Source organism: Acinetobacter tandoii (genome assembly GCF_008867985.1).
Classification (GTDB): Bacteria; Pseudomonadota; Gammaproteobacteria; order Pseudomonadales; family Moraxellaceae; genus Acinetobacter; species Acinetobacter tandoii.
Genome location: NZ_VXLD01000008.1, coordinates 74,844 through 96,779 on the forward strand (window position 1 = coordinate 74,844; position 21,936 = coordinate 96,779).

Annotated in this window: 23 protein-coding genes; 5 read left to right on the forward strand and 18 right to left on the reverse strand. The window is 40.1% G+C overall.

Translation table 11 applies throughout. From position 1 onward, the window contains the following. Positions 1-2: 2 nt before the first annotated feature. The 3 genes from rplI to alr all read left to right on the forward strand — a co-directional run bounded on the left by rplI (position 3) and on the right by alr (position 3,445). Complete coding sequence (rplI, locus tag F4W09_RS12380; RefSeq protein ID WP_016166409.1) at positions 3-449, forward strand: 50S ribosomal protein L9; 447 nt, start codon at positions 3-5, stop codon at positions 447-449. A 201-nt stretch (positions 450-650) separates the two neighbouring features. After that, positions 651-2,096, forward strand: a complete 1,446-nt coding sequence (dnaB, locus tag F4W09_RS12385; RefSeq protein WP_044740372.1) for a replicative DNA helicase — start codon at positions 651-653, stop codon at positions 2,094-2,096. A gap of 278 nt (positions 2,097-2,374) precedes the next feature. Then, positions 2,375-3,445 carry an alanine racemase gene (gene alr / locus F4W09_RS12390; protein ID WP_151504974.1) on the forward strand — a complete coding sequence of 357 codons (1,071 nt, stop codon included), beginning with the start codon at positions 2,375-2,377 and terminating at the stop codon, positions 3,443-3,445. 72 nt (positions 3,446-3,517) lie between these two features. On the opposite strand, the gene F4W09_RS12395 is transcribed toward alr, so the two are convergent. The 5 genes from F4W09_RS12395 to F4W09_RS12415 form a co-directional block, all read right to left on the reverse strand. Continuing rightward, positions 3,518-3,940, reverse strand: a complete 423-nt coding sequence (locus F4W09_RS12395) for a BLUF domain-containing protein (RefSeq protein ID WP_151504975.1) — start codon at positions 3,938-3,940, stop codon at positions 3,518-3,520. Between the two features lie 93 nt (positions 3,941-4,033). Continuing rightward, positions 4,034-4,768: a proteasome-type protease gene (locus F4W09_RS12400; protein ID WP_151504976.1), complete on the reverse strand. Its 735-nt coding sequence runs from the start codon at positions 4,766-4,768 to the stop codon at positions 4,034-4,036. A gap of 23 nt (positions 4,769-4,791) precedes the next feature. After that, complete coding sequence (locus F4W09_RS12405) at positions 4,792-5,574, reverse strand: transglutaminase family protein (RefSeq protein ID WP_151504977.1); 783 nt, start codon at positions 5,572-5,574, stop codon at positions 4,792-4,794. Further along, positions 5,571-6,173, reverse strand: coding sequence for an alpha-E domain-containing protein (locus tag F4W09_RS12410; RefSeq protein WP_044740367.1), 603 nt, complete (start codon positions 6,171-6,173; stop codon positions 5,571-5,573). The genes F4W09_RS12405 and F4W09_RS12410 overlap by 4 nt, the downstream gene beginning before the upstream one ends. Before the next feature lie 28 nt (positions 6,174-6,201). Further along, on the reverse strand, positions 6,202-7,749 hold the full coding sequence (locus tag F4W09_RS12415; RefSeq protein WP_016166417.1) for a circularly permuted type 2 ATP-grasp protein: 1,548 nt from the start codon (positions 7,747-7,749) through the stop codon (positions 6,202-6,204). Positions 7,750-8,008: 259 nt separating this feature from the next. On the opposite strand from F4W09_RS12415, the gene F4W09_RS12420 reads away from it, so the two are divergent. Next, positions 8,009-9,001, forward strand: a complete 993-nt coding sequence (locus F4W09_RS12420; RefSeq protein ID WP_151504978.1) for a helix-turn-helix transcriptional regulator — start codon at positions 8,009-8,011, stop codon at positions 8,999-9,001. 394 nt (positions 9,002-9,395) lie between these two features. Here the strand turns inward: F4W09_RS12420 and F4W09_RS12425 are convergent, their stop codons facing one another. The 9 genes from F4W09_RS12425 to madL all read right to left on the reverse strand — a co-directional run bounded on the left by F4W09_RS12425 (position 9,396) and on the right by madL (position 16,668). After that, on the reverse strand, positions 9,396-10,319 hold the full coding sequence (locus F4W09_RS12425; RefSeq protein WP_151504979.1) for an acyltransferase domain-containing protein: 924 nt from the start codon (positions 10,317-10,319) through the stop codon (positions 9,396-9,398). Further along, positions 10,297-11,172, reverse strand: coding sequence for a triphosphoribosyl-dephospho-CoA synthase MdcB (gene mdcB / locus F4W09_RS12430; RefSeq protein WP_151504980.1), 876 nt, complete (start codon positions 11,170-11,172; stop codon positions 10,297-10,299). Before mdcB ends, F4W09_RS12425 begins: the two co-directional genes overlap by 23 nt. Further along, complete coding sequence (mdcG, locus tag F4W09_RS12435) at positions 11,150-11,830, reverse strand: malonate decarboxylase holo-[acyl-carrier-protein] synthase (RefSeq protein ID WP_151504981.1); 681 nt, start codon at positions 11,828-11,830, stop codon at positions 11,150-11,152. Before mdcG ends, mdcB begins: the two co-directional genes overlap by 23 nt. Before the next feature lie 10 nt (positions 11,831-11,840). After that, entirely contained in the window at positions 11,841-12,557 is a 717-nt protein-coding gene (mdcE, locus tag F4W09_RS12440; RefSeq protein ID WP_151504982.1) for a biotin-independent malonate decarboxylase subunit gamma, read from the reverse strand. Positions 12,558-12,561: 4 nt separating this feature from the next. Next, on the reverse strand, positions 12,562-13,449 hold the full coding sequence (locus F4W09_RS12445; protein WP_151504983.1) for a biotin-independent malonate decarboxylase subunit beta: 888 nt from the start codon (positions 13,447-13,449) through the stop codon (positions 12,562-12,564). Between the two features lie 3 nt (positions 13,450-13,452). Then, positions 13,453-13,761, reverse strand: coding sequence for a malonate decarboxylase acyl carrier protein (mdcC, locus tag F4W09_RS12450; RefSeq protein ID WP_016166424.1), 309 nt, complete (start codon positions 13,759-13,761; stop codon positions 13,453-13,455). A gap of 5 nt (positions 13,762-13,766) precedes the next feature. Beyond that, on the reverse strand, positions 13,767-15,422 hold the full coding sequence (mdcA, locus tag F4W09_RS12455; RefSeq protein WP_016166425.1) for a malonate decarboxylase subunit alpha: 1,656 nt from the start codon (positions 15,420-15,422) through the stop codon (positions 13,767-13,769). A gap of 21 nt (positions 15,423-15,443) precedes the next feature. After that, on the reverse strand, positions 15,444-16,205 hold the full coding sequence (madM, locus tag F4W09_RS12460) for a malonate transporter subunit MadM (protein ID WP_151504984.1): 762 nt from the start codon (positions 16,203-16,205) through the stop codon (positions 15,444-15,446). A gap of 61 nt (positions 16,206-16,266) precedes the next feature. Continuing rightward, entirely contained in the window at positions 16,267-16,668 is a 402-nt protein-coding gene (gene madL / locus F4W09_RS12465) for a malonate transporter subunit MadL (RefSeq protein ID WP_016166427.1), read from the reverse strand. A 137-nt stretch (positions 16,669-16,805) separates the two neighbouring features. Here madL and F4W09_RS12470 point away from each other — a divergent pair, with 137 nt between their 5' ends. Then, the gene (locus tag F4W09_RS12470; RefSeq protein WP_016166428.1) at positions 16,806-17,480 is read left to right on the forward strand and encodes a GntR family transcriptional regulator; all 675 of its coding nucleotides are present in this window, start codon (positions 16,806-16,808) and stop codon (positions 17,478-17,480) included. 66 nt (positions 17,481-17,546) lie between these two features. Here F4W09_RS12470 and F4W09_RS12475 read toward each other — a convergent pair whose 3' ends face one another. The 4 genes from F4W09_RS12475 to F4W09_RS12490 form a co-directional block, all read right to left on the reverse strand. After that, positions 17,547-18,371 carry an SDR family oxidoreductase gene (locus F4W09_RS12475; protein WP_151504985.1) on the reverse strand — a complete coding sequence of 275 codons (825 nt, stop codon included), beginning with the start codon at positions 18,369-18,371 and terminating at the stop codon, positions 17,547-17,549. A gap of 35 nt (positions 18,372-18,406) precedes the next feature. Further along, positions 18,407-19,285, reverse strand: coding sequence for a TauD/TfdA family dioxygenase (locus F4W09_RS12480; protein WP_151504986.1), 879 nt, complete (start codon positions 19,283-19,285; stop codon positions 18,407-18,409). A 90-nt stretch (positions 19,286-19,375) separates the two neighbouring features. Next, positions 19,376-20,899: an AMP-binding protein gene (locus F4W09_RS12485; RefSeq protein ID WP_151504987.1), complete on the reverse strand. Its 1,524-nt coding sequence runs from the start codon at positions 20,897-20,899 to the stop codon at positions 19,376-19,378. After that, a complete protein-coding gene (locus F4W09_RS12490) occupies positions 20,896-21,501 on the reverse strand; it encodes a thermostable hemolysin (RefSeq protein ID WP_244948570.1) in 606 nt (201 codons plus the stop codon). Before F4W09_RS12490 ends, F4W09_RS12485 begins: the two co-directional genes overlap by 4 nt. Positions 21,502-21,936 lie beyond the last annotated feature (435 nt).

Genomic DNA, 21,936 nt, shown 5'->3' on the forward strand with positions numbered 1-21,936 from the left:
CTGTGGATATTATCTTATTACAACGCATTAAAAACCTTGGTAAATTAGGCGACAAAGTATCAGTTAAAGCTGGTTACGGTCGTAACTTCTTGATCCCTCAAGGTAAAGCTGTAGCTGCAACTGAAGCTAACACTGCTGCTTTTGAAGCTCGTCGTGCTGAACTTGAGAAACAAGAAGCTGAAGTATTAGGTGCTGCTACTGCACGTGCTGATCAATTGAACGAAGTTAACATCGTTATCACTGCTAAAGCTGGTGACGAAGGTAAACTTTTCGGTTCTATCGGTACGCGTGACATCGCTGACGCTTTAACTAATGCTGGTCTTGTTGTTGACCGTGCAGAAGTTCGTTTACCAAACGGCGCTCTTCGTCACACTGGCGAATTCAACATCGCAATCCAATTGCATCATGATGTTGTTGCTGAAGTTCTCGTTACTATCGTATCTGAGTAATTTCTTGCAAGAAAAAAGGGCATGCTCACGCATGCTCTTTTTTTATCTCTACATTTTTCTAATCTTCAAATGTCAGGCTAAAATCAGCTGAAATTTTGATTCTATTTTTATATCAGAGTGCGTATTATTGATGAAATTATCATGATGCGATGCACTTCAATATGCATGATTCATCCCTGCTTTTATCTTTAGGTTTTTGATATGTCTCAGGCGAATGCCACTGCTACACCAAACTCACCCAAAGCAGACAACAAAATAAATGAGTCGAATCAACTCAAAGAATTTCGTACACCACCACATAATTTAGCTATTGAACAGGCTGTACTTGCAGCACTAATGACTGTTGCTGAGTCATTTGAGCAAGTAAGTGATGTGCTCAATGAACAAGATTTTTATGCAACACGCCATAAGTACATTTATCGTGCAATTGAAAAACTTGCTCAAGAAAATTCTCCTTATGATGCAGTATTGGTGAATGACTGGTTAATTAAGCAAAATTTGCTTGATGCAATTGGTGGTGAAGAATATTTAATGCAACTTATGGCAGACTCTCCTTCAAGTTTTTATAACCTTGAAACCTATGCCAATAAAATTAAAGAATTCTCGACTTTACGCAATATGATTAAAGTCAGCTCTGAAATTTTACAAAATGCCTATGACACCAAAGGTCGTAGTGTGAGTGAAATTTTAGATTTAGCTGAGACCAATATTTTCTCAATTGCCGAACAGCACAATAATAATAAGAAAAATTCAGGTCCTAAAGCCATCAACACTGTTGTTGCAGATGTCTTTGATAAATTAAATGAATTGTCACAGCTAGATGGCAATATCACTGGTTTAACAACAGGTTTTGTTGAATTAGACAATAAAACCTCAGGTATGCAAGCGGGAGACATGATTATTGTCGCAGCGCGTCCATCTATGGGGAAAACTACTTTTGCCATGAACTTGGTTGAAAGTGTATTGTTTAACTGTGACTTACCCGCGTTGGTGTTCTCAATGGAAATGCCCGCGGACTCGATTGCTATGCGTTTAATTTCTGCATACGGCAAAGTACATCAAGGGCATTTACGTTCAGGCAAACTCGACGGTGATGAATGGTCTAAAGTCACAGGTACGATTTTACAGTTACAAGAGAAGCATCTGTATATCGATGACTCTTCTGCCCTGCCTCCAACTGAATTACGTGCTCGTGCGCGTCGTATCGCCAAACAGCATGGTGGTAAATTGGGCTGTATCATGGTCGACTACTTACAATTAATGAAAGTCCCTGGTATGGGTGATAACCGTGTTGGTGAAATTGGTGAAATTTCTCGTAGCTTAAAAGCTCTTGCAAAAGAAATGCAGTGTCCCGTCATTGCTTTATCACAGCTTAACCGCTCTCTGGAAAACCGTCCTAATAAGCGCCCAGTCATGTCTGACTTGCGTGAATCAGGTGCGATTGAGCAGGATGCCGACTTAATTATGTTTATTTACCGTGACGAGGTTTATAACAAAGAGTCGAAGGAAGCTGGTACGGCTGAAATTATTATTGGTAAGCAACGTAATGGTCCAATTGGTACAGTCCGATTGGCTTTCGAAGGTCAATATACACGTTTTAGTAACTTATCGCCTGAGTACTATAGTCAGTACGATGATGAAGAATAAAAAATGGGCACTCAGTCCATTTTTTATTTACTCATGAATAATGCAAACAGCATCATTTTACAATCGTCTTTATCGAACAAAACCGATAACTCATAGATTTAAATAGAATAAAGCCATGAAATAAGATGGGTATTTGATTTTTATAGGTCTACAATAACTAACGTATTTTATGGATATTTGCCTGAACGGTAATACCCTTCCATGTTTCTGATTCGATGACTTGAAATAAAACCCTAGTTTTAATCTTGCCATTCTCTATTCCCAAAGGAGTCATTCGGGTGCGCCAAGCAACAGTTTGTATTGATCAATCAGCACTTCAATATAATTTAAACCGTGTTAAACAACTTGCCCCTAAGGCAAAAATCGTGAGCATGGTCAAAGCCAATGCTTATGGACATGGTATCAAAGACTGTCTTGCAGCCTTGAATAATACCGATGCTTTTGGTGTCGCCTGCTTACAAGAGGCACTAGAAATTCGTGCCTTAGGCTATGAACAACCGATTACGTTAATTGAAGGAATATTTTCAGCGGATGAAATGCCGACTGTCATAGAACAAAAGCTTGAATGTGTCGTGCATCAACAACAACAAGTGAACTGGTTACTTGCCCATCAAGAGCAATACAATGCACTTGGGCTCAAAGTCTGGATTAAACTCAATAGCGGCATGAACCGACTTGGTTTTAAAGCAAGTGAAATTATTGCCGTCATTAATACCTTAAAAGCAGCTGGTTTTACATGTGTATTAACCATGCATTTTGCCAATGCTGATGCCGATCATCCCTTAAATGAACAGCAAATAGCACAATTTATTGATATAAAACAAAGTTGCGCTCCCATTCTTGCTTCATGCTGTAATTCTGCTGCAATTTACCGTTGGCCTGAACTCCATTTTGATTATGTTCGCCCAGGCATTATGCTGTATGGTGCAACACCATTCGCAGACCAGACAGTAAGAGACTTAGACTTACAACCCGTCATGACTTTTACTGCTGAAGTTATTGCCTTGAATCATATCCAAAAAGGCGAAAAAGTGGGCTATGGTTCAACCTATACTGCAACACAAAATACCGATTTGGCTATTGTTTCTATTGGCTATGGCGATGGTTACCCGCGTGCATATGTCAAACAAAATTATGTAGTAATTGAAGGGAAAATGCTTCCTGTTGTCGGACGTGTAGCGATGGATATGGTTGCTATTGATGTTACAGGGTTAAAAGTTGCTCTAGGCACACCTGTTGAGCTTTGGGGCAAACAACGTTTGGTCGATGATGTTGCCGATGCAAATGGTACCATTGGGTATGAGATTTTATGCCGTTTGAGCCAACGCCCTCATCGGATAGTGAAATAATAAAATATTGCTTTAGATACTGCTTTCTTCGATGAGTAGTATCTAGGGTTGTATAGCTGAACTGAATAGAATTTATAATTGCTGTTCTGGAATAAGATATAACAACTGCAAAAAATGCTGTAATGATTCATGTTGCAGTAATAAAGGATTAAATTTGCTAGATCCCAATTGCTCAAAATAATGATGTACTTGTGAATGCCGACCTATATATTTCATACTCCAATCTGAAAAATGCGAATCACTCAGAATGTATTGTTGTGACAATATCGTTAAATCAGAGTGTCGTTGATCTTTTTCTATTTTATTCAACAAGTTTAAAACCGAATCTTGTTCTCCTTCCAAACATTGAAAGAAGCAACCATCTGCATAACACAATACGCCTTTGATCTTCAGCTTTACGTTAAAATCCCGGGCTTCAGATAGAATGTCTCTTAAATCTTGTAGTAGTGTTTCGGGTTGAAATTTAGCCTGACTGGCATAGCAAAGTTGGTACATTTTTTGATTTCCTATCTTATTGTTTTATTCATTGTATAAATAAAAGCATAGCGCGATTTCTCGCGCTATGCTTTAAAAAATAACAATACATCATTATTTAAAATAATCTTCCGACGGCTTTGGTAAATTCTGTAATCCACTCCGTAGTGTATCTGACCATTGCTTACTAATATGTTCGAAGTAAGGGTCTTCTTCTGTGATTCGCTTACCTTCAGGAATACGTAAACTGTTCTTGTTATAGATGAGCGCATCAAGTGGCATACCCACCGATACATTTGAGCGCAATGTCGAATCAAATGAAATTAGGCTACAACGTAAAGCTTCACTGAGTGGCATATCATAACTTAAGGCACGATCTAAAATTGGCTTACCATATTTGCTTTCTCCAATCTGGAAATATGGTGTATCGCTGGTTGCACAAATAAAATTACCTTGTGGGTAAATATTATAAAGCTGCATTTCTGCTTGACCAATTTGTCCACCTACCAACAAACTACAGTAATAATTACTTTGTTCCTGCGTGTTTTCAGTTACATCTGCAATGACCTTTTGCAAGGTATGACCGACCAATTCAGCTACTTCAAACATGGTATTTACACTATATAAATTTGGTGTTTGTTGTAATTCTAAATGGTTTTTTAGATGTCCAATCACGGCCTGCGTTGTCGCTAAATTACCCGATGTTTGAATCGTGATAAAACGTTCGCCTTCAATTCCAAATGTATAAAGCTTTCGAAATACAGAAATATGATCTACTCCCGCATTCGTTCGCGTGTCACTGATAAAGACGAGACCTTCTTTTAATCTAAGCGCACAACAATAAGTCATCTCTTCCCCTTAACTTACATTCATTAACATGCAAGTACTTGAACAATTGAGTGCATCGTTTCAATTCCCCCTTTTTCGCGCACTCCACGAATTGGGGCAACATCCCAATAATCTCGACCAATTGCCACATAAATATGCTGGTCTGGGCTAAAAATCTGGTTGCTGATATCGAAACAATACCATGTGTTTCCCAGAAATACTTCCGCCCATGCGTGACTGGCAAGGTGTGATGTATTTGGCACAAATAAATAACCTGAAACATAACGCGCTGGCAAGCCCAAAGCTTTGCACATTGCAATAAAAACATGACTGTGGTCTTGGCATACCCCCTGACGATTATGAAATGCTTCAATGGCAGACGTATTGACTGAAGTGTGATTTGGAATATAAGGAATATGCTGCAAAATGGCTTCAGCAAGTTTAGCCAAATTTTCATGCGTAAATTCAGGTACGAAACGATGTGCAAATTCTTTCATTTCCGCATTGCACATGGTCGTTGGCGTTGGTTGTAAGAATTGATAAGGATTTAGATGATCTATTAGACCCATCACCGAAGGCTGCTTATTCAGCTCAACAATGCCCTGCGCCATAATTGTCATTTGCTCATAAGCATAACGTTGTGAACTGGTAATCCAGATGTTATTGAACGAATCTCTCTTCGTACAACGCTCACCTGGCACACTGACATCCCAGTAATGCACATTCTGATGTGCATTATTCAATGGGGTCATTTTAATATACTGAATGCTATTACATGCCTGTTCAGTATATTGATAGTGTGTCTGGTGATTGATCATGAGTTTCATGCATTCACCTCAAATAAATATTGAATTTGATCACTAAAGTTATAAAAATTTATTTGATCAGGTTGAGTTTTAAGCTGTTGCCAAGCCGTATCTAAACTGTCCCAACCCATTTTCTCCAATACTTGTATAAGCGCCGAAATTTGCTCTAAGGTTTGTGTCTGATCTTGCTTTAAGCGAAGTTGTCGATCTAGTTGCTCTAAAGTTTGCCCCAAAGAATAGAACAAGAAAGTTTCTTCCGGCTCACCCTCTAACACTTCACGACAATCTGCAATCACATCACAAATACATGTCGAACTTGCACTCGCATTCCGAATATATTGATTGAGTTCTGCATAGGTTTTTGCAGAAAAAACGCCTCTCAATTCTTGAACATTGTCTTTGGCAAACTGAAACTGTTGAATAAATGAATAAGGTTGTTCTGGGTCTAATACCAATTCATTTAGCGAGCTTGCATCAAATGCAGGTAAACAAAAAGCATGGGCATAAGACACAGCTTTCTGATCATCCATAAATGGAAATTGCTGACATAAATATTCAATACGCGTTAAATAACGACCTAACCAAAAAATTTGCTGTGCATTCGTGCTAAGTAAGATCATGAAATTGCTCCTTCATTGTTTTGGTTACTTATGAATGTAAATGATCTACAACCCAAGTATCTTTAATGCCACCACCCTGTGAAGAATTCACTACAAGAGAGCCTTCTTGCATTGCCATACGTGTTAACCCCCCCGGTACAATTTCGGTACGATAAGGGGAACTCAGCACAAATGGACGCAAGTCAATATGTCGTTCTGATAACCCTGAATCAGTTAACATCGGACAAACTGACAAATCCAATGTAGGTTGAGCAATGTACAAATGTGGCGTTGCTAAAATTTTATCTTTGAAAGTCGCAATTTGCTGTGCAGAAGCATGTGGTCCGATAAGCATGCCATATCCTCCTGAACCCTGTGCTTCTTTCACAACTAGTTGAGCTAAATTGTCTAATACATATTCAAGGTCTTTGCTTTCACGACATTGATAAGTTGGTACATTTTTAAGGACAGGTTGTTCAGCTAAATAAAACTGAATCATTTTATCGACGTACGGATAAATGGATTTGTCATCTGCAACTCCTGTACCAGGCGCATTTGCAATCACGACATTCTTTTGTAAATAGGCAGACATTAAACCCGCAACACCAAGTGTACTGTCAGGCATAAAACACAATGGATCGAGATAATCATCATCAATACGTCGATAAATTACATCAACTTGCTGTTTACCTCGCACCGTTTTGACATAAACCTTATCGTTTTCGACGTAAAGATCACGCGATGTTACTAAAGGCACACCCATTTCCCTTGCCAAAAAGGAATGCTCATAATATGCGCTGTTAAAACGACCTGGCGTTAAAATGACAATAAAGGGATTATCGTTAAAGGCATTTTCGGCCAATATTTCTTTCAGTAGTAATGGATAATGCTCTATACCTTGTAAGTTATTTTGCAAACATAATTCAGGCATCAGTTTTTGGCTGATTTTTCGGCTTTCCAACATATAAGACACACCCGATGGCGTTCTTAAATTATCTTCAAGCACATAAAACTCGCCATGACGATCTCGGACAATATCAATGCCACTAATTTGGCTGTAAATTTTGCCTTTTAAGCTCTGATTACACATATGTGGCTGAAAAGCCTCATGCTTGAGAACTTGTAGTTCAGGCACAATACCCGCTTTAAGAATATCTTGCTGATGATAAATATCATGTAAAAATAGATTTAGGGCCTTGACGCGTTGTGCACAGCCAAGCGATATCTTATTCCATTGCTTTTTCGCAATTACTCGCGGGATCACATCATAAGGAATGGTACGCTCTGTGCCTTCTGCTTCTCCATATACCGTAAATGTAATGCCTTCATATAAAAAATGCGCTTTGGCATGCTGATTTAAAGCTTGTAATTCATCTAAATTATATTGTGAAAGCCAATGTTCAATTTTTGCGCAAGCGGTTTCTGAAACTGCTTGATCATCTAACATTTCATTAAAAAAAACAGAGTTCGTTCGCTCAAAAAGTAACTGTGTCTTCTCCTGCGGTTTTGCTACACCCTCCACTTTTGCTGTCAATTGCTTATTATTCACTTCTAGTGATAAACCATTAATATCTAAAATCTCTTTTTCATTAAGCATATGACCCTCTTTATAGTTATAGCCAAACTCATTTTTTATTAAGCAATAAGAATGCCACTCCTTGCATCTCTTATACTGATTTACTATTAATCCATTCTTTTCACTTCGACTCAATGTCATTTCTGCTTGATCTTGTGTCTAAATTTATTAAACTTTCTTTGCCCGATTCGGTGATAAATACTTGCCAATTCAGTTCGGTTTTCTTATTGTGTTTAACACTGTCTTGTTAATTCCCCACTTATTTATTTTTATTTGAATTATGTCTGCACAAGAAAAAGAAACATCGAATAGCCTTTATCGACAATGGCAAATCCTGTCCCGTCTTTCTACAGGAAAATGGATGGGAACTCGTGAAATACAGGAAATTTTGCAAAGAGAAGGCATCGATATCAGCTTGCGCACCATTCAGCGTGATTTGAATCAGATTTCACAGCGATTTCCAATTGAGAGCAACAAAACCGTTCCACAGGGATGGCGTTGGCGTTCTGATGCGCCAATTCAAAGTTTGCCTCATATGACCAGTTCTCAAGCTGTCACTTTTATGATGGTTGAGGAACACTTAAAACACCTTCTTCCTCCAAGTTTACTGGAAGAAATGAATCCTTGGTTTGATTTGGCTCGTCGTAGTTTATCTACCCAAAATAATGTACGCCAATGGATTAATCGGGTACGTATAGTCCCTGCTAATCAACCTTTAATTCCACCTGTGGTGGATCGTGCTGCGCAGCAAGCCATTTATGAAGGTTTATTACAAGATAAACAATTGGAATGTGTTTATCAAAAACGCCCTCAAGCAGATGAAAGCGTTTATACATTGAACCCTTTGGCATTGGTGCAAAAAGGTGCAACTATTTATTTAATTTGCACTCGCTATGATAAAACCGACATTCAAACTTTTGCTTTGCACCGTTTTAAGTCAGCCAAAGTACTAGATTCTCGTGCACTACATCCTGTCAATTTCGATATTGATGCCTATATTGACTCAGGTGCACTTGGATTTAGAGTCGACTATAACAAACCAACAGATAATGTTGCTTTAAAACTGACCATTCCAGAATGCGAGTCACATTATTTTGAAGAAAGCCAGTTAAGTCGAGATCAGGTGATTACCCCACTTGAGCATAATCTGGTTCAAATTTCTGCAACTGTTCCTTTTACCTCTCAACTCACGTGGTGGCTACGCAGTTTTGGTAATAAAATTCAGAAAATTGAGCCTGAAGAAGTTGAACGTGTAGTCCGACAACTAGACTGAAATGATTGTGGCAAAAATTTCTAGGTAAAAAAAAGTCCCAACTATTGGGACTTTATAATTTTATTGTATTTATCTGTTTTAATTTATAATCTTGCGTGGTGAAAGTTTTAGACATTATGTTTCTGAACCCCGACTCATATTGTCTACATCGATTATATTTTTTGCTGCACATGGGATGGTTCAGCAAGCAAGTTCTCCTCGGTTATATCGAATGGATTTAGTGGTCATCACTGGTTTCTCCGTGTGGTTTAAGTTCATTCAATATACTGAATCTTCTACTTGACCTGAAATAAGCAATTGTTCCAATCAAATCATATTTTCTGCTTAAATCAATTTATGCAAATCATCTAATAAATGAGATCATCAATAAAACGTCATCTTGTGTTTATTTTATTTAAGAATAAATATTCTGCTGCTTTTCAATCCAAAGTTCTAAACCAGCAAACGTCTTAAAATCATCCACTGCTCTTACATTTAGATGTGGACTACGCTCCAATACCATTTTACTTAAAGCATTGCCTGGCCCAATTTCTAACACAATATCGGGCTGGTTTTCTTGTATAGCGGTTAAACACGAATCCCAATCTATGGCATGGTTCATTTGATCAATCAGCGCTTCGACTGCATCGCAGCTTTTAAAATATTTATGCCCACCTGAACCACTAATGATAGGTACTTCCAAACGATTAAACAGATGCTGTTGTAAAACCTGCCGATAAGGAGCTACAGCACCATTCATTAAAGATGTATGGGAAGGAATACTGACATTCAGTCGCTTCACCGAATGTGTTCCCACCTGTTTAAGTTGTTGTGTCAATTGTTGTAAGTTCGATGCCAGACCACCGACAATAAAATGGCTATCGCTAATTTTTATTGATAATTCAGTCTCTGTGTTTGCCAAAATGGGGGATAACCCTGCCCAATTCATGCCCTGAATAGCCAACAAACCACTCGGTACATGCACAGCGTTTGACATCAATATGCCCCGCTGTCGGGCTAAATAAAGTCCTTGTGCTAAATCTGTTTGAGTTGAGCAAATCAGTGCACTTAATTCACCAAGTGAGTAACCTGAAAAACTCATCGTTTCTTCTAAGCAATGTTTTAACTTTTGGCAGCGACACCACTGTAGGGCAAAAATAAAGGGTTGAGCAAAATCATTACAATACAAATCTGTCTCAGATAAGTCAGCCTTAAACAACTCAGGCAGATGTTGCGTGAGCTGCAAATTGACATCTAACTCTATAGCAAGGTCTTTCAATTGCTGAACATGAGCTAAGTTCTGCACCCCTTGCCCACTAAATAATATTGCGAAATTCATGTTCCACCTTCAGCATGAACAAAGTCACCCCCAATAAGTCTGCACTTCCACCAGGACTAAGATGATGTTGAACAAAGTAATCTTCGATTCTTTTCACTTCTTGCATCCAGTCGACTTGTAGTACCCCACCGCGTACCAAAAACTGCTTCGCCATATCTTGCACAATATATAGAGCCGATAAACCGCCACGCCAAACAATATTGGTATCTTGCAGATGAGACATTAATGCAAGTAAAGCTTGAAGCGATGCACGCTTTTTATCTTCTGTTTTTGCATAAATTTCTAAATAATGTGGAATAGCAATATCTAACACTGTTGTAAAGCCTGAAGCCACTTCCTCAATAGCACCCGTAATGCCGTATTGACTGCGCATGCGTTGCCCATGACTGTCGGGATTACGCTCTAGATGATGCAGTAATTCCTCTTGCCATGTTTGCTGAATCATACGACTAATCGAACTCGCATTCAGTGCAATATCTTGAGCAAAGCATTTTCCTACCGCTGCACTGGCAAAGCCTAAATTAAAAATTGCCCCTTTGTGAGTGTTAATCTGTGCAGTTGCGTGCATCATTTTTTGTTCAGCTTGAATGCCACATTGCCGTATATTTTCAAAAGCAACGTGCTGATAACCATTCAAACATTGGGATTGAAAATAACCCTGTAAAGCGTCAATACTGCGCTGAAATAATGGAAAATCCATATCAGTATGACTGCCCTGTGTTGTCGGACATACTAAACCGGGCTTTTGTTCTAAACTCACTTCTTCATAAAGCGCTGTTCGCGCTAAATGATCTAATCGCATAGCATACTGTGAAATATCCAATACACAGTCATGCTTCTGTATAATCTGCATCTTCAAGCGTACCTTCTAATAATTGTTCTAATCTCAGCATATCCACCCGCTGCAATCCTTTTACAATAATGCTCTGCGATTGGTCTGGATAAATCATCAGGAGTTCATTAAACGATACATGCCAAGCTGGGTGTATTTGGATTTCTCCATCCAAACGTATCTGGCTCAGTGCTTGAGCCTGTTGAAGCAGATTTAGAATCGCTGAAATTTGTGTTAAATCTTTTGGATATAACACCAAATCCAAGTCGGATGTTGAACGTACATAGGCTTCTTTAGTGAGATATTCATAGGCATAAGACCCGTAGACATACACTTCGCAGCCAAGCTCTTGCAAAGCCTCAGCAAAATCATGAATTACTGTATCTGAAAAAGTGTTTGCATGCTCTTTTAAGAGCATATGTAAAGATAGTGGTCGGGCGATCAGTTCAATTTCAGTAATATCGACTAAACAAGCAACCCGATATTTACACCCCTCAACCAAGCAATTGATCGCCAGCTTGACCTGAGCTGCATCGTCATTGTCCTGCCGACAAATAGTCATTGGCACGGACTGTTGCAGCAACTGGTACACTTTTTGTCTAGCAGGTTCAGGTAAGGAACTATCCAAAAAATGTAGATCTGCTACGGGATGCAAATAAGCCAAGTCATGACGATCCATATTCTACTCCTTAGCTGAGTGCTACTTTCTCGACAATTTGATTACAAAGCATTCGCCCCTGACGTTGCTGACCAACTACACGGCGCTGATCTGTCATATAACTTTCGAGATGTTTCCGTTGATTGACTAATGCTTGACTCACCCAATCGGTGTCCAAGTTTTCCCATACGGCGTTGATAGCGCCCATCTTGTAGAAATTTTCGACTCCTGGTGCAAAGATGGCTGAGCTTTGCGACAGTTGTTTCAACTTTTCTACAGGAATTTTGGTGACACGCGCCATCGCGTTCAGATCCATGACTTTGACCTGAGAATCGCTCAGTGCATACACTTCATTTGCCATTAAGCCATAAGAGAGGAAGCCACCACTGACGGCTTGACCGAAAATAATGGCAAGATTGGCATGTCCACGACGGCGTAATAAATCTACACATGAAGCTAAATGTGCATAAGTACGGTTGAGACACAACAATTCATCGGCACGGGAAAGATCTTGTCCTTGCGTATCTACAATAAAAACCACAGGAGTTTGATCACCTTGTTGTACCAATTTTAAAATTTCAGAAGACAAGTGAATGGCAATGTCCTGATTAATCGGCGCAGCATTAACCGTACCCAGAATTCGTACTGGACCAACCGCAGTCTGTGCATCCCCTTTAATGACATAACCCTCAATCTGATAATTCAGATGATTGGGAAAAAGTTGTTTCAAAACTAATTCTGTATTCATTGCATCATCCTTGCTTTAACATCACGACTTCATGCGCCGAGAGCATTGGAATTTTTTCTGGCTGAGCAATGCCCATTTCATGCCAAATCTGTAAGCCATCGTTTTTGCCAAACCAGCGTTGCTGTTGTTGTTCAAGCTGCTGGTGTTGCTGCAATAATTGTTCTAAGTCTAGCGGAGCCGCCTTAGCATCTAGCTGCGTTAAAATCGCATCGCGAATATCTGCAATATCATCCTCAACCAAAGCTTGTACATGATTGAGTAAATAACGATGTTTCCCACCTGTAACGCGCCAAACCAAAGCACGGTCTTTAGAGTCAAATTCTTCCACGCCTTTGACCGTTTCAATCACTTCTGGGCCAGAAAGTGCCAAACGCCCTTCTTCTGTCATGATGATGGCACTGCTCAAACATGCACTAATACCCATACCACCAAAAGCACCACAGGTTCCACCAATCACCGTAATAATCGGAATACCTGCATGTCGCACTTGCAACATGGCACGCATGATTTCTGAAATTGCGATGAGACCTGCATTGGCTTCATGTAAACGCACACCACCTGAATCCACAAAGAACACCACGGCTTGTGATTGATCCTGAATGGCTTTTTGTAAAAGACCGACTATTTTTGCCCCGTGGATTTCCCCCACGGCACCGCCCATGAACTGTCCTTCTTGGGCAATAATATGAATTGGGGTTTGATTGATTGCTGCTGTACCAATAATCACACCATCATCAAAACTACCTGGAATATCCAAAGCAGATAAGTGCGGACTGACTTCGATTTCGGTCGGCTTCAAGATTTCTTTAAAGCTGTTTTCATCGACGACAGCTTGAATACGTGCACGTGCGGTTTTTTCATAAAAACTGTTTTTGAGCATCACTTGATCCATGTTCTATACTCCCTTAAACATAGATATTGCTTGGCTTAAGCGCAGGTTCACTACCGCTGGGGTCGCCCCCATATCATTCAACTGAAATTTAAGCCCTGCCACTGCATGACGTTGTGCAAATTCATTCAGTACAGACTGCCAAACATGTTGAAAACCAACGGCTGATGTGGTGACTTCAATCTGACAAATATCCGCCTGATCATGCTGTGAAACCAAGACTTCTAAATTTCCAGAACCGACCACACCACAAATAACAGCCGCCTGTTCAGCACTCAGCGGTGCTGATTGCAATTCAAATTTTAACTTTTCCATGTCAATCACCAGTTTCTAAAGCGGCTTGGGGGGCTATATAAACCACCCGACCATTTAACTAAATCTTTCACCGATTTTGCTGCGAGCAAATCACGACTCACTTGTGTTGGATCAATGCCTAAATCTTCTGGACGTTGAATAATGCCGCGCTGACGTAATTCTTCAACTTTCGCTGTATCACGCTTCATCCCCACTGGGGTATAACCTGCTACACCACGAATCGCTTGTTCCCGTTCTTCTGGGGTCCGACATAACAGTAAGTTGGCAATGCCTTCTTCCGTCACAATATGGGTCACGTCTTCGCCATAAATCATGATTGGTGGGAGTTCGCTGTCCATTTTGTCTTGTAACTGCCACGCATCTAACTCTTCTACAAAGACAGGATGCATATGTTCACGGTACGTTTCGACCAACTGCACTACTAGTTTGCGACCTTTTATGAGTTTGCCGTCCACCGCTTCACGCCCTGCTTTGGTATAGGCATAACTGGCATGACGACGTCCATGCGGGTCAGAACCCATATTCGGTGCCCCCCCAAAACCAGAAATACGGTCTACCGTCGCGGTTGAGCTGTTGCCTTGCAAATCAATTTGTAATGTTGAACCAATGAACAAATCACACGCATATAAACCCGCAGTTTGACTAAAGGCACGATTCGAGCGCATGCTGCCATCACTACCCGTAAAGAACACATCTGGACGTTCTTTAATATAGTCTTCCATCCCGACTTCAGAACCAAAGCTATGAATTGATTCGACAAAACCACTTTCAATTGCTGGAATTAAAGTTGGGTGCGGATTCAAAGCCCAATTGGTACAGATCTGCCCCTTTAACCCCAATGAAGCCGCATAAGTAGGCAGCAATAATTCAATCGCCGCAGTATCAAAACCAATGCCATGATTTAATCGTTGAATTTGATATGGTGCATAGATACCTTTAATAACCATCATCGCCATTAAAATTTGCACTTCGGTAATTTGTGCAGGATCACGGGTAAATAACGGTTCTATATAGTTGTGCTTGGGACTTTCAATATAAAAATCAACCCAATCTGCTGGCACATCGACACGTGGCAGCTTATCGACAATTTCATTGACCTGTGCAATCACAATGCCGCTTTTAAATGCGGTGGCTTCAATAATTGCTGGCGTATCTTCGGTATTGGCACCCGTATATAAATTTCCTTGACGGTCTGCCGCATGTGCCGTGATTAAACACACATTTGGAGTGAGGTCGATAAAATAACGCCCGTATAACTCTAAATAGGTATGAATTGATCCGATACTAATTCTTTGCTGCTGAACCAATTGAGCCAGACGCAAACTTTGTGGGCCAGCAAAAGAAAAATCAACTTTAGAAGCAATACCCTTTTCAAAGACGTCTATGTGACTCGGTAAAGCCAATACAGACTGAACAATGTGTAAATTATTCACCACATCTGGATTACATTGACTTAAGCTCTTGGAGAGAAAATCTGCCTGTTTCTGGTTATTGCCTTCTAAACACACTCGATCTCCGCAAGCAATGACCGTTTCTAATAGTTCAATGACACGTGCATGTTCAACTTTCTTTTCAAAGCCTTTTTGCTTTGCTTGATTGAGTTTTTCTTGTCTACGGGTTCTCTGCTTATCCCATAAATGCTTCTTAACCATCTGGTTCATGTTGACACCTTTATGCTTTGATTAACCGAAAATGGCATTGATCGTGAGGAAAAATACCGATGGAGCGAGCAAACAACCCAAACCTGTATAGAATGTTGCAACTAAAGCACCATAAGGAACTAAGCGCACATCTGTACCTGCCAAGCCAGCCGCTGTACCACTGGTTGTACCCGCCAGACCACCAAAAACCATGGCAGAACGAGGGCTTTTTAAATACATGAATTTTGCAAGTAATGGTGTTCCGACCATAAAGAACACTGACTTAATCAAACCAATCGCAATTGATAACGCAATTACTTCTGAGCTTGCACCCACTGCTGTGCCTGTTACTGGGCCCACGATATAGGTCATTGCGCCTGCACCAATTGTGGTCATCGAGACAGGATCTCGATAACCCATGAGCCAAGCGACCATAGCGCCAATCACAAAGGGAATCACACAACCCAACAGCAGCGCGATCATGCCGACTTTGCCTGCTTTCTTGACTTCTTTTACATCGACTTCAAATGCGGTAGAAGCAATTGCCAAGTCACGCAACATTGCTCCTCCAAGCAAAGCAAAACCACCAAAAATCGCGATGTCTGAAATGCCTTTTTCACCTTGGGTATATACGCCTGCAAAGTACGCCAAAACCAAGCCCATGGTGATGGCAATCGCTGAACTTTGTAATTTACCCTTGGTCAGATATTTTGAGAGGAGATGCGAGACATACATCATCAACCCCGTTACTGCCAACGCTGTGACTAACGCATTTTTCGTCAATACTGTGACTATTTCTTCCATTACGTTTCTTCCTTGTAACCCAACCAACCGTTTTTATTCTGTATCCATGCCTGACTGGCTGTTAGACCGCTTTTTCTACTGTTTCAACTGACCATTCATAGGTTGCATAATCACCGCTAGATTTGTTCAACCAACGAATGACCAATACCGTACCAATGAGTGAAGCGACAGAAACAATCAGCCCCAACATTCCACCTGAAAGCGCTGCAACTACGTTTTGTCCTGCTGACATGGCAACGACGATTGGAATGTACATCCCTGACCAATACAACACACCGAACTGAGTGACTTGAGGCAGGTGCCCACGTTTAGCCAAAACCTCCTTTGATATAATTAAAAGAATCATGGCAATTGCCACACCACCTACATTGGCTTTTACACCAAGCGCCATACCGAGAATATTTCCTAAATACACACCGAGTAGATGGCAGATTGCCAGTATGGCTGTTCCGTAAATAATCATCGCTGAATCCTCCCTGGATCATGCTTTGCTTCTAATAATCTGACTTATAATTTGCTATAGTTATAGCCTATCTGTATCCAGTGTACAATATTTTGTACTCAAATAAACATAAATTGTATACAATTTTTTGGTGGTGTATGACTTCTATTGCAGAACTCCCTCTTTCTATTCAAATTAGTAAAAAGTTAGAGGATGATATTATTTATGGTTTCTTCTTACCGGGAACCAAACTTGATGAACAAGAATTGTGTGATCGCTATGGTGCTTCTCGTACCCCAATTCGTGAGGCATTAAAGCTTCTTGCAGCCGAAGGTCTGGTCGAAATTCGCCCACGTCGTGGCGCCATTATTCCGACCATTAACCCATTAACTTTATGTGAAATGTTTGAAGTGATGGCTGAATTAGAAGCCATGTGTGGACGTTTAGCCGCGCGTCGTATTCAACCTGAAGAAAAACAAGAATTACAGCGTTTGCATCTATTGTGTCAGGATTATTTAAAGCAAAATGATTCAGAAAACTATTATGAAGCCAACCGCTTATTTCACTTTGCCATTTATCAGGCCAGTCATAATGCTTTTTTAATTGAACAAGCATCCACCTTACATAAACGTTTACATCCCTATCGACGACTACAGCTTCGTGTAAATAATCGAATGAATAATTCTTTTTCGGAACACAATGCCATTTTAGATGCCATTTTTGCAGGTGATGAACAACAAGCTGAAGATTTATTGAAAGCCCATGTGGTTATTCAGGGTCAAAAATTTACAGACTTTATTTCAACAATCGAGAGTATTCAGCCCAAAAGTTAGTCTTTTGTAGAGATTCGAGCACCCAGATAGGTGCTCGTCAGTTCAGCCACTTAAAACAGTTCACGTTTATGAAACCGTCGTGATTTTTGGGTGGTTCAATTCTGCAAAATTTTGAATTTTATCAATGTCTTTTTGAATCGAGCTCGACACCACATTCGGTAGCACCTGATTCACTTTGACAAAGATTTTTTCAGGATATCCCACTTGATAGTACAACTTATCGTTCTGTAAAAATTGATATAGCTCTTCAGCTACAAAAGCAGGGCTGTCCATTTTTACACCCAGCTTTGCATTCATTTCCACTACTACTGGACTGTTCATGGTGGTGGCGGTTGCCCGAGGTGAAAAGTATTTAAACTGAATCGGTGAGTTGGAATATTCACGTGCCAAGGCTTCGGTTGCACCGCGTAAGGCAAATTTACTGGCACAATAACTCACATAACCTGGGTAACCAATACTGCCAAAAGTCGAACCCATGTTAATAATTTGACTTGGTGCAGTTTTCGACATTAATGGAATAATGTGCTGAATCAATTGCAGTGGATAAACCACGTTAATCAGCATCATCTGTTCAATCGCGTCGCTAGATTGATGACTAAACAAAGAAAAATCATTCACCCCTGCATTATTAATATAGTAATTAATGTGAATCTTTTGCTGCGTCAGTGCTTGAATAAATTGTTCACGACTCTCGGCATCGCTCAAATCGCAACGCAGACTTTGTAGCTTTAATTGAGGATATTGTGCTTTAAGCTCTGCCTGCATAACTTGTAATGCTTCAGCATTACGTGCCACAAGTATCACGTTCACATTGTTTTTACATAAATTTTCAACGATAGCTTTACCTATGCCACCTGTTGCCCCAACAATCACTGCAGTTAAATTTGACATAACCCTATTCCTTTTCATTGTATTAAGACTAGTGCTTAAAATGTTTCGTTCAATCCTAAACCCATACTGATATAGAGTTTACGCTGCTCAAGAGGGACTAAAATTTCACGTCGACCATGCATAAAACGTTTGTTGTCGATAATCGCAACATCACCATCTTGCCATTCAATTTCCTGCGTATGCTGTTCGCAAAGTTCCGCAAGTTCTGTAATCAGTTCCTGACTTATCTCGCGACCATCCGCAAAAGTAAATTTCGGTTTTTGATAATTGTAGGAGGGTCCCAAAATGGTATTGGCAAATGCAGGCACGCCTTTCAAATTATCATGGCGAATCATGTTCATTTGCAGATGGTATTCCACACCTTGATCGTGAGAGGGAGTGATCGTTTGTCCTGGAATCATCCGAATAAACTTATTTAAATCCTCCCAAGTTACCGAATCCACCTCCGCAATATTGAAAGCAGTCGCCACATATTTCTGCCAAATCTGTTTTGGTAAATAGCGGCTAATGGTCATCGGTGCAGCAAACTTTTGTTTTAACGGCTCGGATAAGTTTTTCCATACTACATGTCCATCACACACAGTGGTCTGTGAACCTTGAGAAGCACTCACTTCACTAAAAAAAGCAATAATATCTGGAGGTAATGGCGTAGAACCATTTTCAATATGCAACCCAACAGCCTGAGTGCCTGCATCCACTTTCTGAGATTGTTGCGTGATATTTTCACGAGCAGGATCATAAGTCAGCTTTTGGCATAAGGCTGTCATCAACTCACTAAAACGGTGCACGTCATAATGTTCATGTCTGAGTAAAATCCAACCTTGCTCACGTAAGGTATTTTTAATTTCTGCATGGCTTGATGGTGAATAGCTGTCTCTATTCTCAAGGTCAAATACGGATTGTTCAATATTCATATCTTTACTCACTATTTAGTGAAATTTTATGCGTGGAAATTAAATCTTCAGGTCTTATTGCGGCTATCGTTTGCTTAGCTGAACGACAGTTCATTGAAGCGATAAATACTGCCCAAATTGCTTTTTAATTTCGTTGCGTCTCAATTTCCCGTTGTCGGTTAACATCTGATTATTCAGTGAAAATGGTTCTGATGATCGATACCATTGCTTAATTTGGGCATAGTCAGGCATGCGCTCATTTGCTTTCTGTATCGCTTGCGCTAACATGCCATCCGATACATTGTCTTTGGCATAAATCACGGCAGAAAGATAAGGCTGTGCTTCCCCAAAGATAGCAATCTGATTAATTTCGGGTTCACTCGAACCATTCGATTCCACCCATTCAGGTGAAATATTGCGCCCAAAACTACTGACAATAATTTGCTTAATACGACCCGTAATAAACAGATAACCGTCTTTATCAAAGAAGCCTGCATCACCTGTGTGAATCAGAGGATCAACTGCAACCTCATTGAGATAACCCTGCATGGCATTGCCGCGTACTACCACCTCACCATTGTCCGCAATTTGCACATCTACATGGGGTAATGGTTTGCCGACACTGCCAATTTTTCTGGCATTCGGCAAATTGAGGCTAACCACTGAAGCGCATTCTGATAGTCCATAACCCTCATAAACAGGCAAATTCAACTGTTGCGACTGCAACAACAAATCAGTCGAAACCTTACCACCACCAACTGCAATAAATTTCAAACTCGCAAAAGCCTGAGCACCAAATTGCTGAATATATTCCACCATTGCCTTGAGCATTTGCGGCAACAAAATCACGCTCTGAATCTGGTATTGCTGTACCGTTGCTGCAAAGTTTTCCACCTTAAACTCATGGTTCGATACCAGTCCAAAATGACTGACATTACCGACTACAATTGAACGTCCCATATTCAAGGCAACATAAATGCCTGCAATGTTTTCCAATAAAGTAGCAAATGGAATCAAACATAAATGTCGTCCCAATTGGCTCGACTGTAATGCTGCACTGAGCGATTCTGTAATCGACTGAATCGTGTCTTCCGCCAGACATACCCCTTTAGGTGTACCTGTGCTGCCTGAGGTGTAAGTAATCTTTGCAGGAACGACAGAATCCATCGTTGTTGGTGCAGTCACATTTAAACGAATAAAAGTGCCAGAAGCCTGTTCAGCATTAAGTAATTGTTGAATACGGCCTTGCTCACTCAAGGTATGCAACCATGTATGATTTTGCGCCACACAATCAAGGTGATACGCTGACAGGGTAAGATTTACATCTGCCATAAAAATCGTATCGACTGCACTGTCTGTTAACAAATGTAAAATCTGCTGAGCACTAAAAAATAGAGGGATCGGAATCACGGTAATCCCTGCTTTTTTAGCAGCTAAATCAATCAACACCCAATCAATACTATTCATGCCCCAGATCGCAAGTTTCTGCGTCTGTAACAGCCCCAGTTCCTTACTGAGGCGTTCCATAACATGATGAAGTTCTGCATAACTTACTGTACGTACTTCGGTCACAATCGCTTCACGTTTAGGCGTTTGTTTAGCGTACGCTGCAATAACATCGAAAAGTTGATTCATAGACTTCCCCCACTGATTGCAGCATGATTCACTTTGAAATCATAATGTTGTTGGGTTACAGCCAAAGCATCAGCAACATTAATTGCCAACACCAATGGTTTTTGCTGATAGTAATTTCCCCACTGTTTTTTGGCTTCACCCAACACTTCAGGATTTGCCTTTTCTAATACATGAAAATGCAACCCCATTTGCTGTAGTACATAACGTACGGCTATCGTACCCGTACATACCGCCCACTCGACTTCCGCTATCGTGAGATAGAACACCAAAAATGCCACGATCATTTTGGCGTATTCCATGTTCTGAGAGGCCAGATTACCAATTTCTACAATCTTGTCTCGCGCCACATCGCGTTGAATCATTTTTGTTAACGTTTGTTCAATCGGTTGTACGAGGTACTGCTCTAAAAATGCCTGATGAGATTTGAGCGGTTCAATGCCAATCGCCACATGAGTTTGATGCTGAAATTCCCCTACAAATAAGGTGGAGGAATAATGTGATAATGTTGCTTTATGCATTTCCTGATACTTAGTACTGATAAAAGCTTCCACCTGTTTTCGCTCAGGTTGGCCTTCTTGCACAGCATGAATATGGAGCATCATCTTTTTTTGATGTGACACGACTCGATAATTTTTCTGACAGTTTAATCCATTCAAATATTCTAGTTTTAATACAGAATTTTCATAAATTTTATGATTTTTATAATAATTCAGACCACTAAATGTAGTTGAAAATTTTTTCCCAAAGATGAATGTCGTCATAGTCATCTCGCCATAAATTGATTCATTAAAAAATAAGTTTTTAAACTTAAAATTTACTTAAATATTTATGACACTTTTATGACAACCATAACTCTTAATATTTTATTTATTTTTATATTCAAACACTTATATTATTTCAGCTTCATTACATGAGATTTAAGATACAAAACAGCATATTGTAAACCATGACCCATAATCTAACTGAAAATTATTATCTTTTACACTATTCATTATACTCACCGAGTGCTGATGAGATATTTTACAAAGCCTAATTCG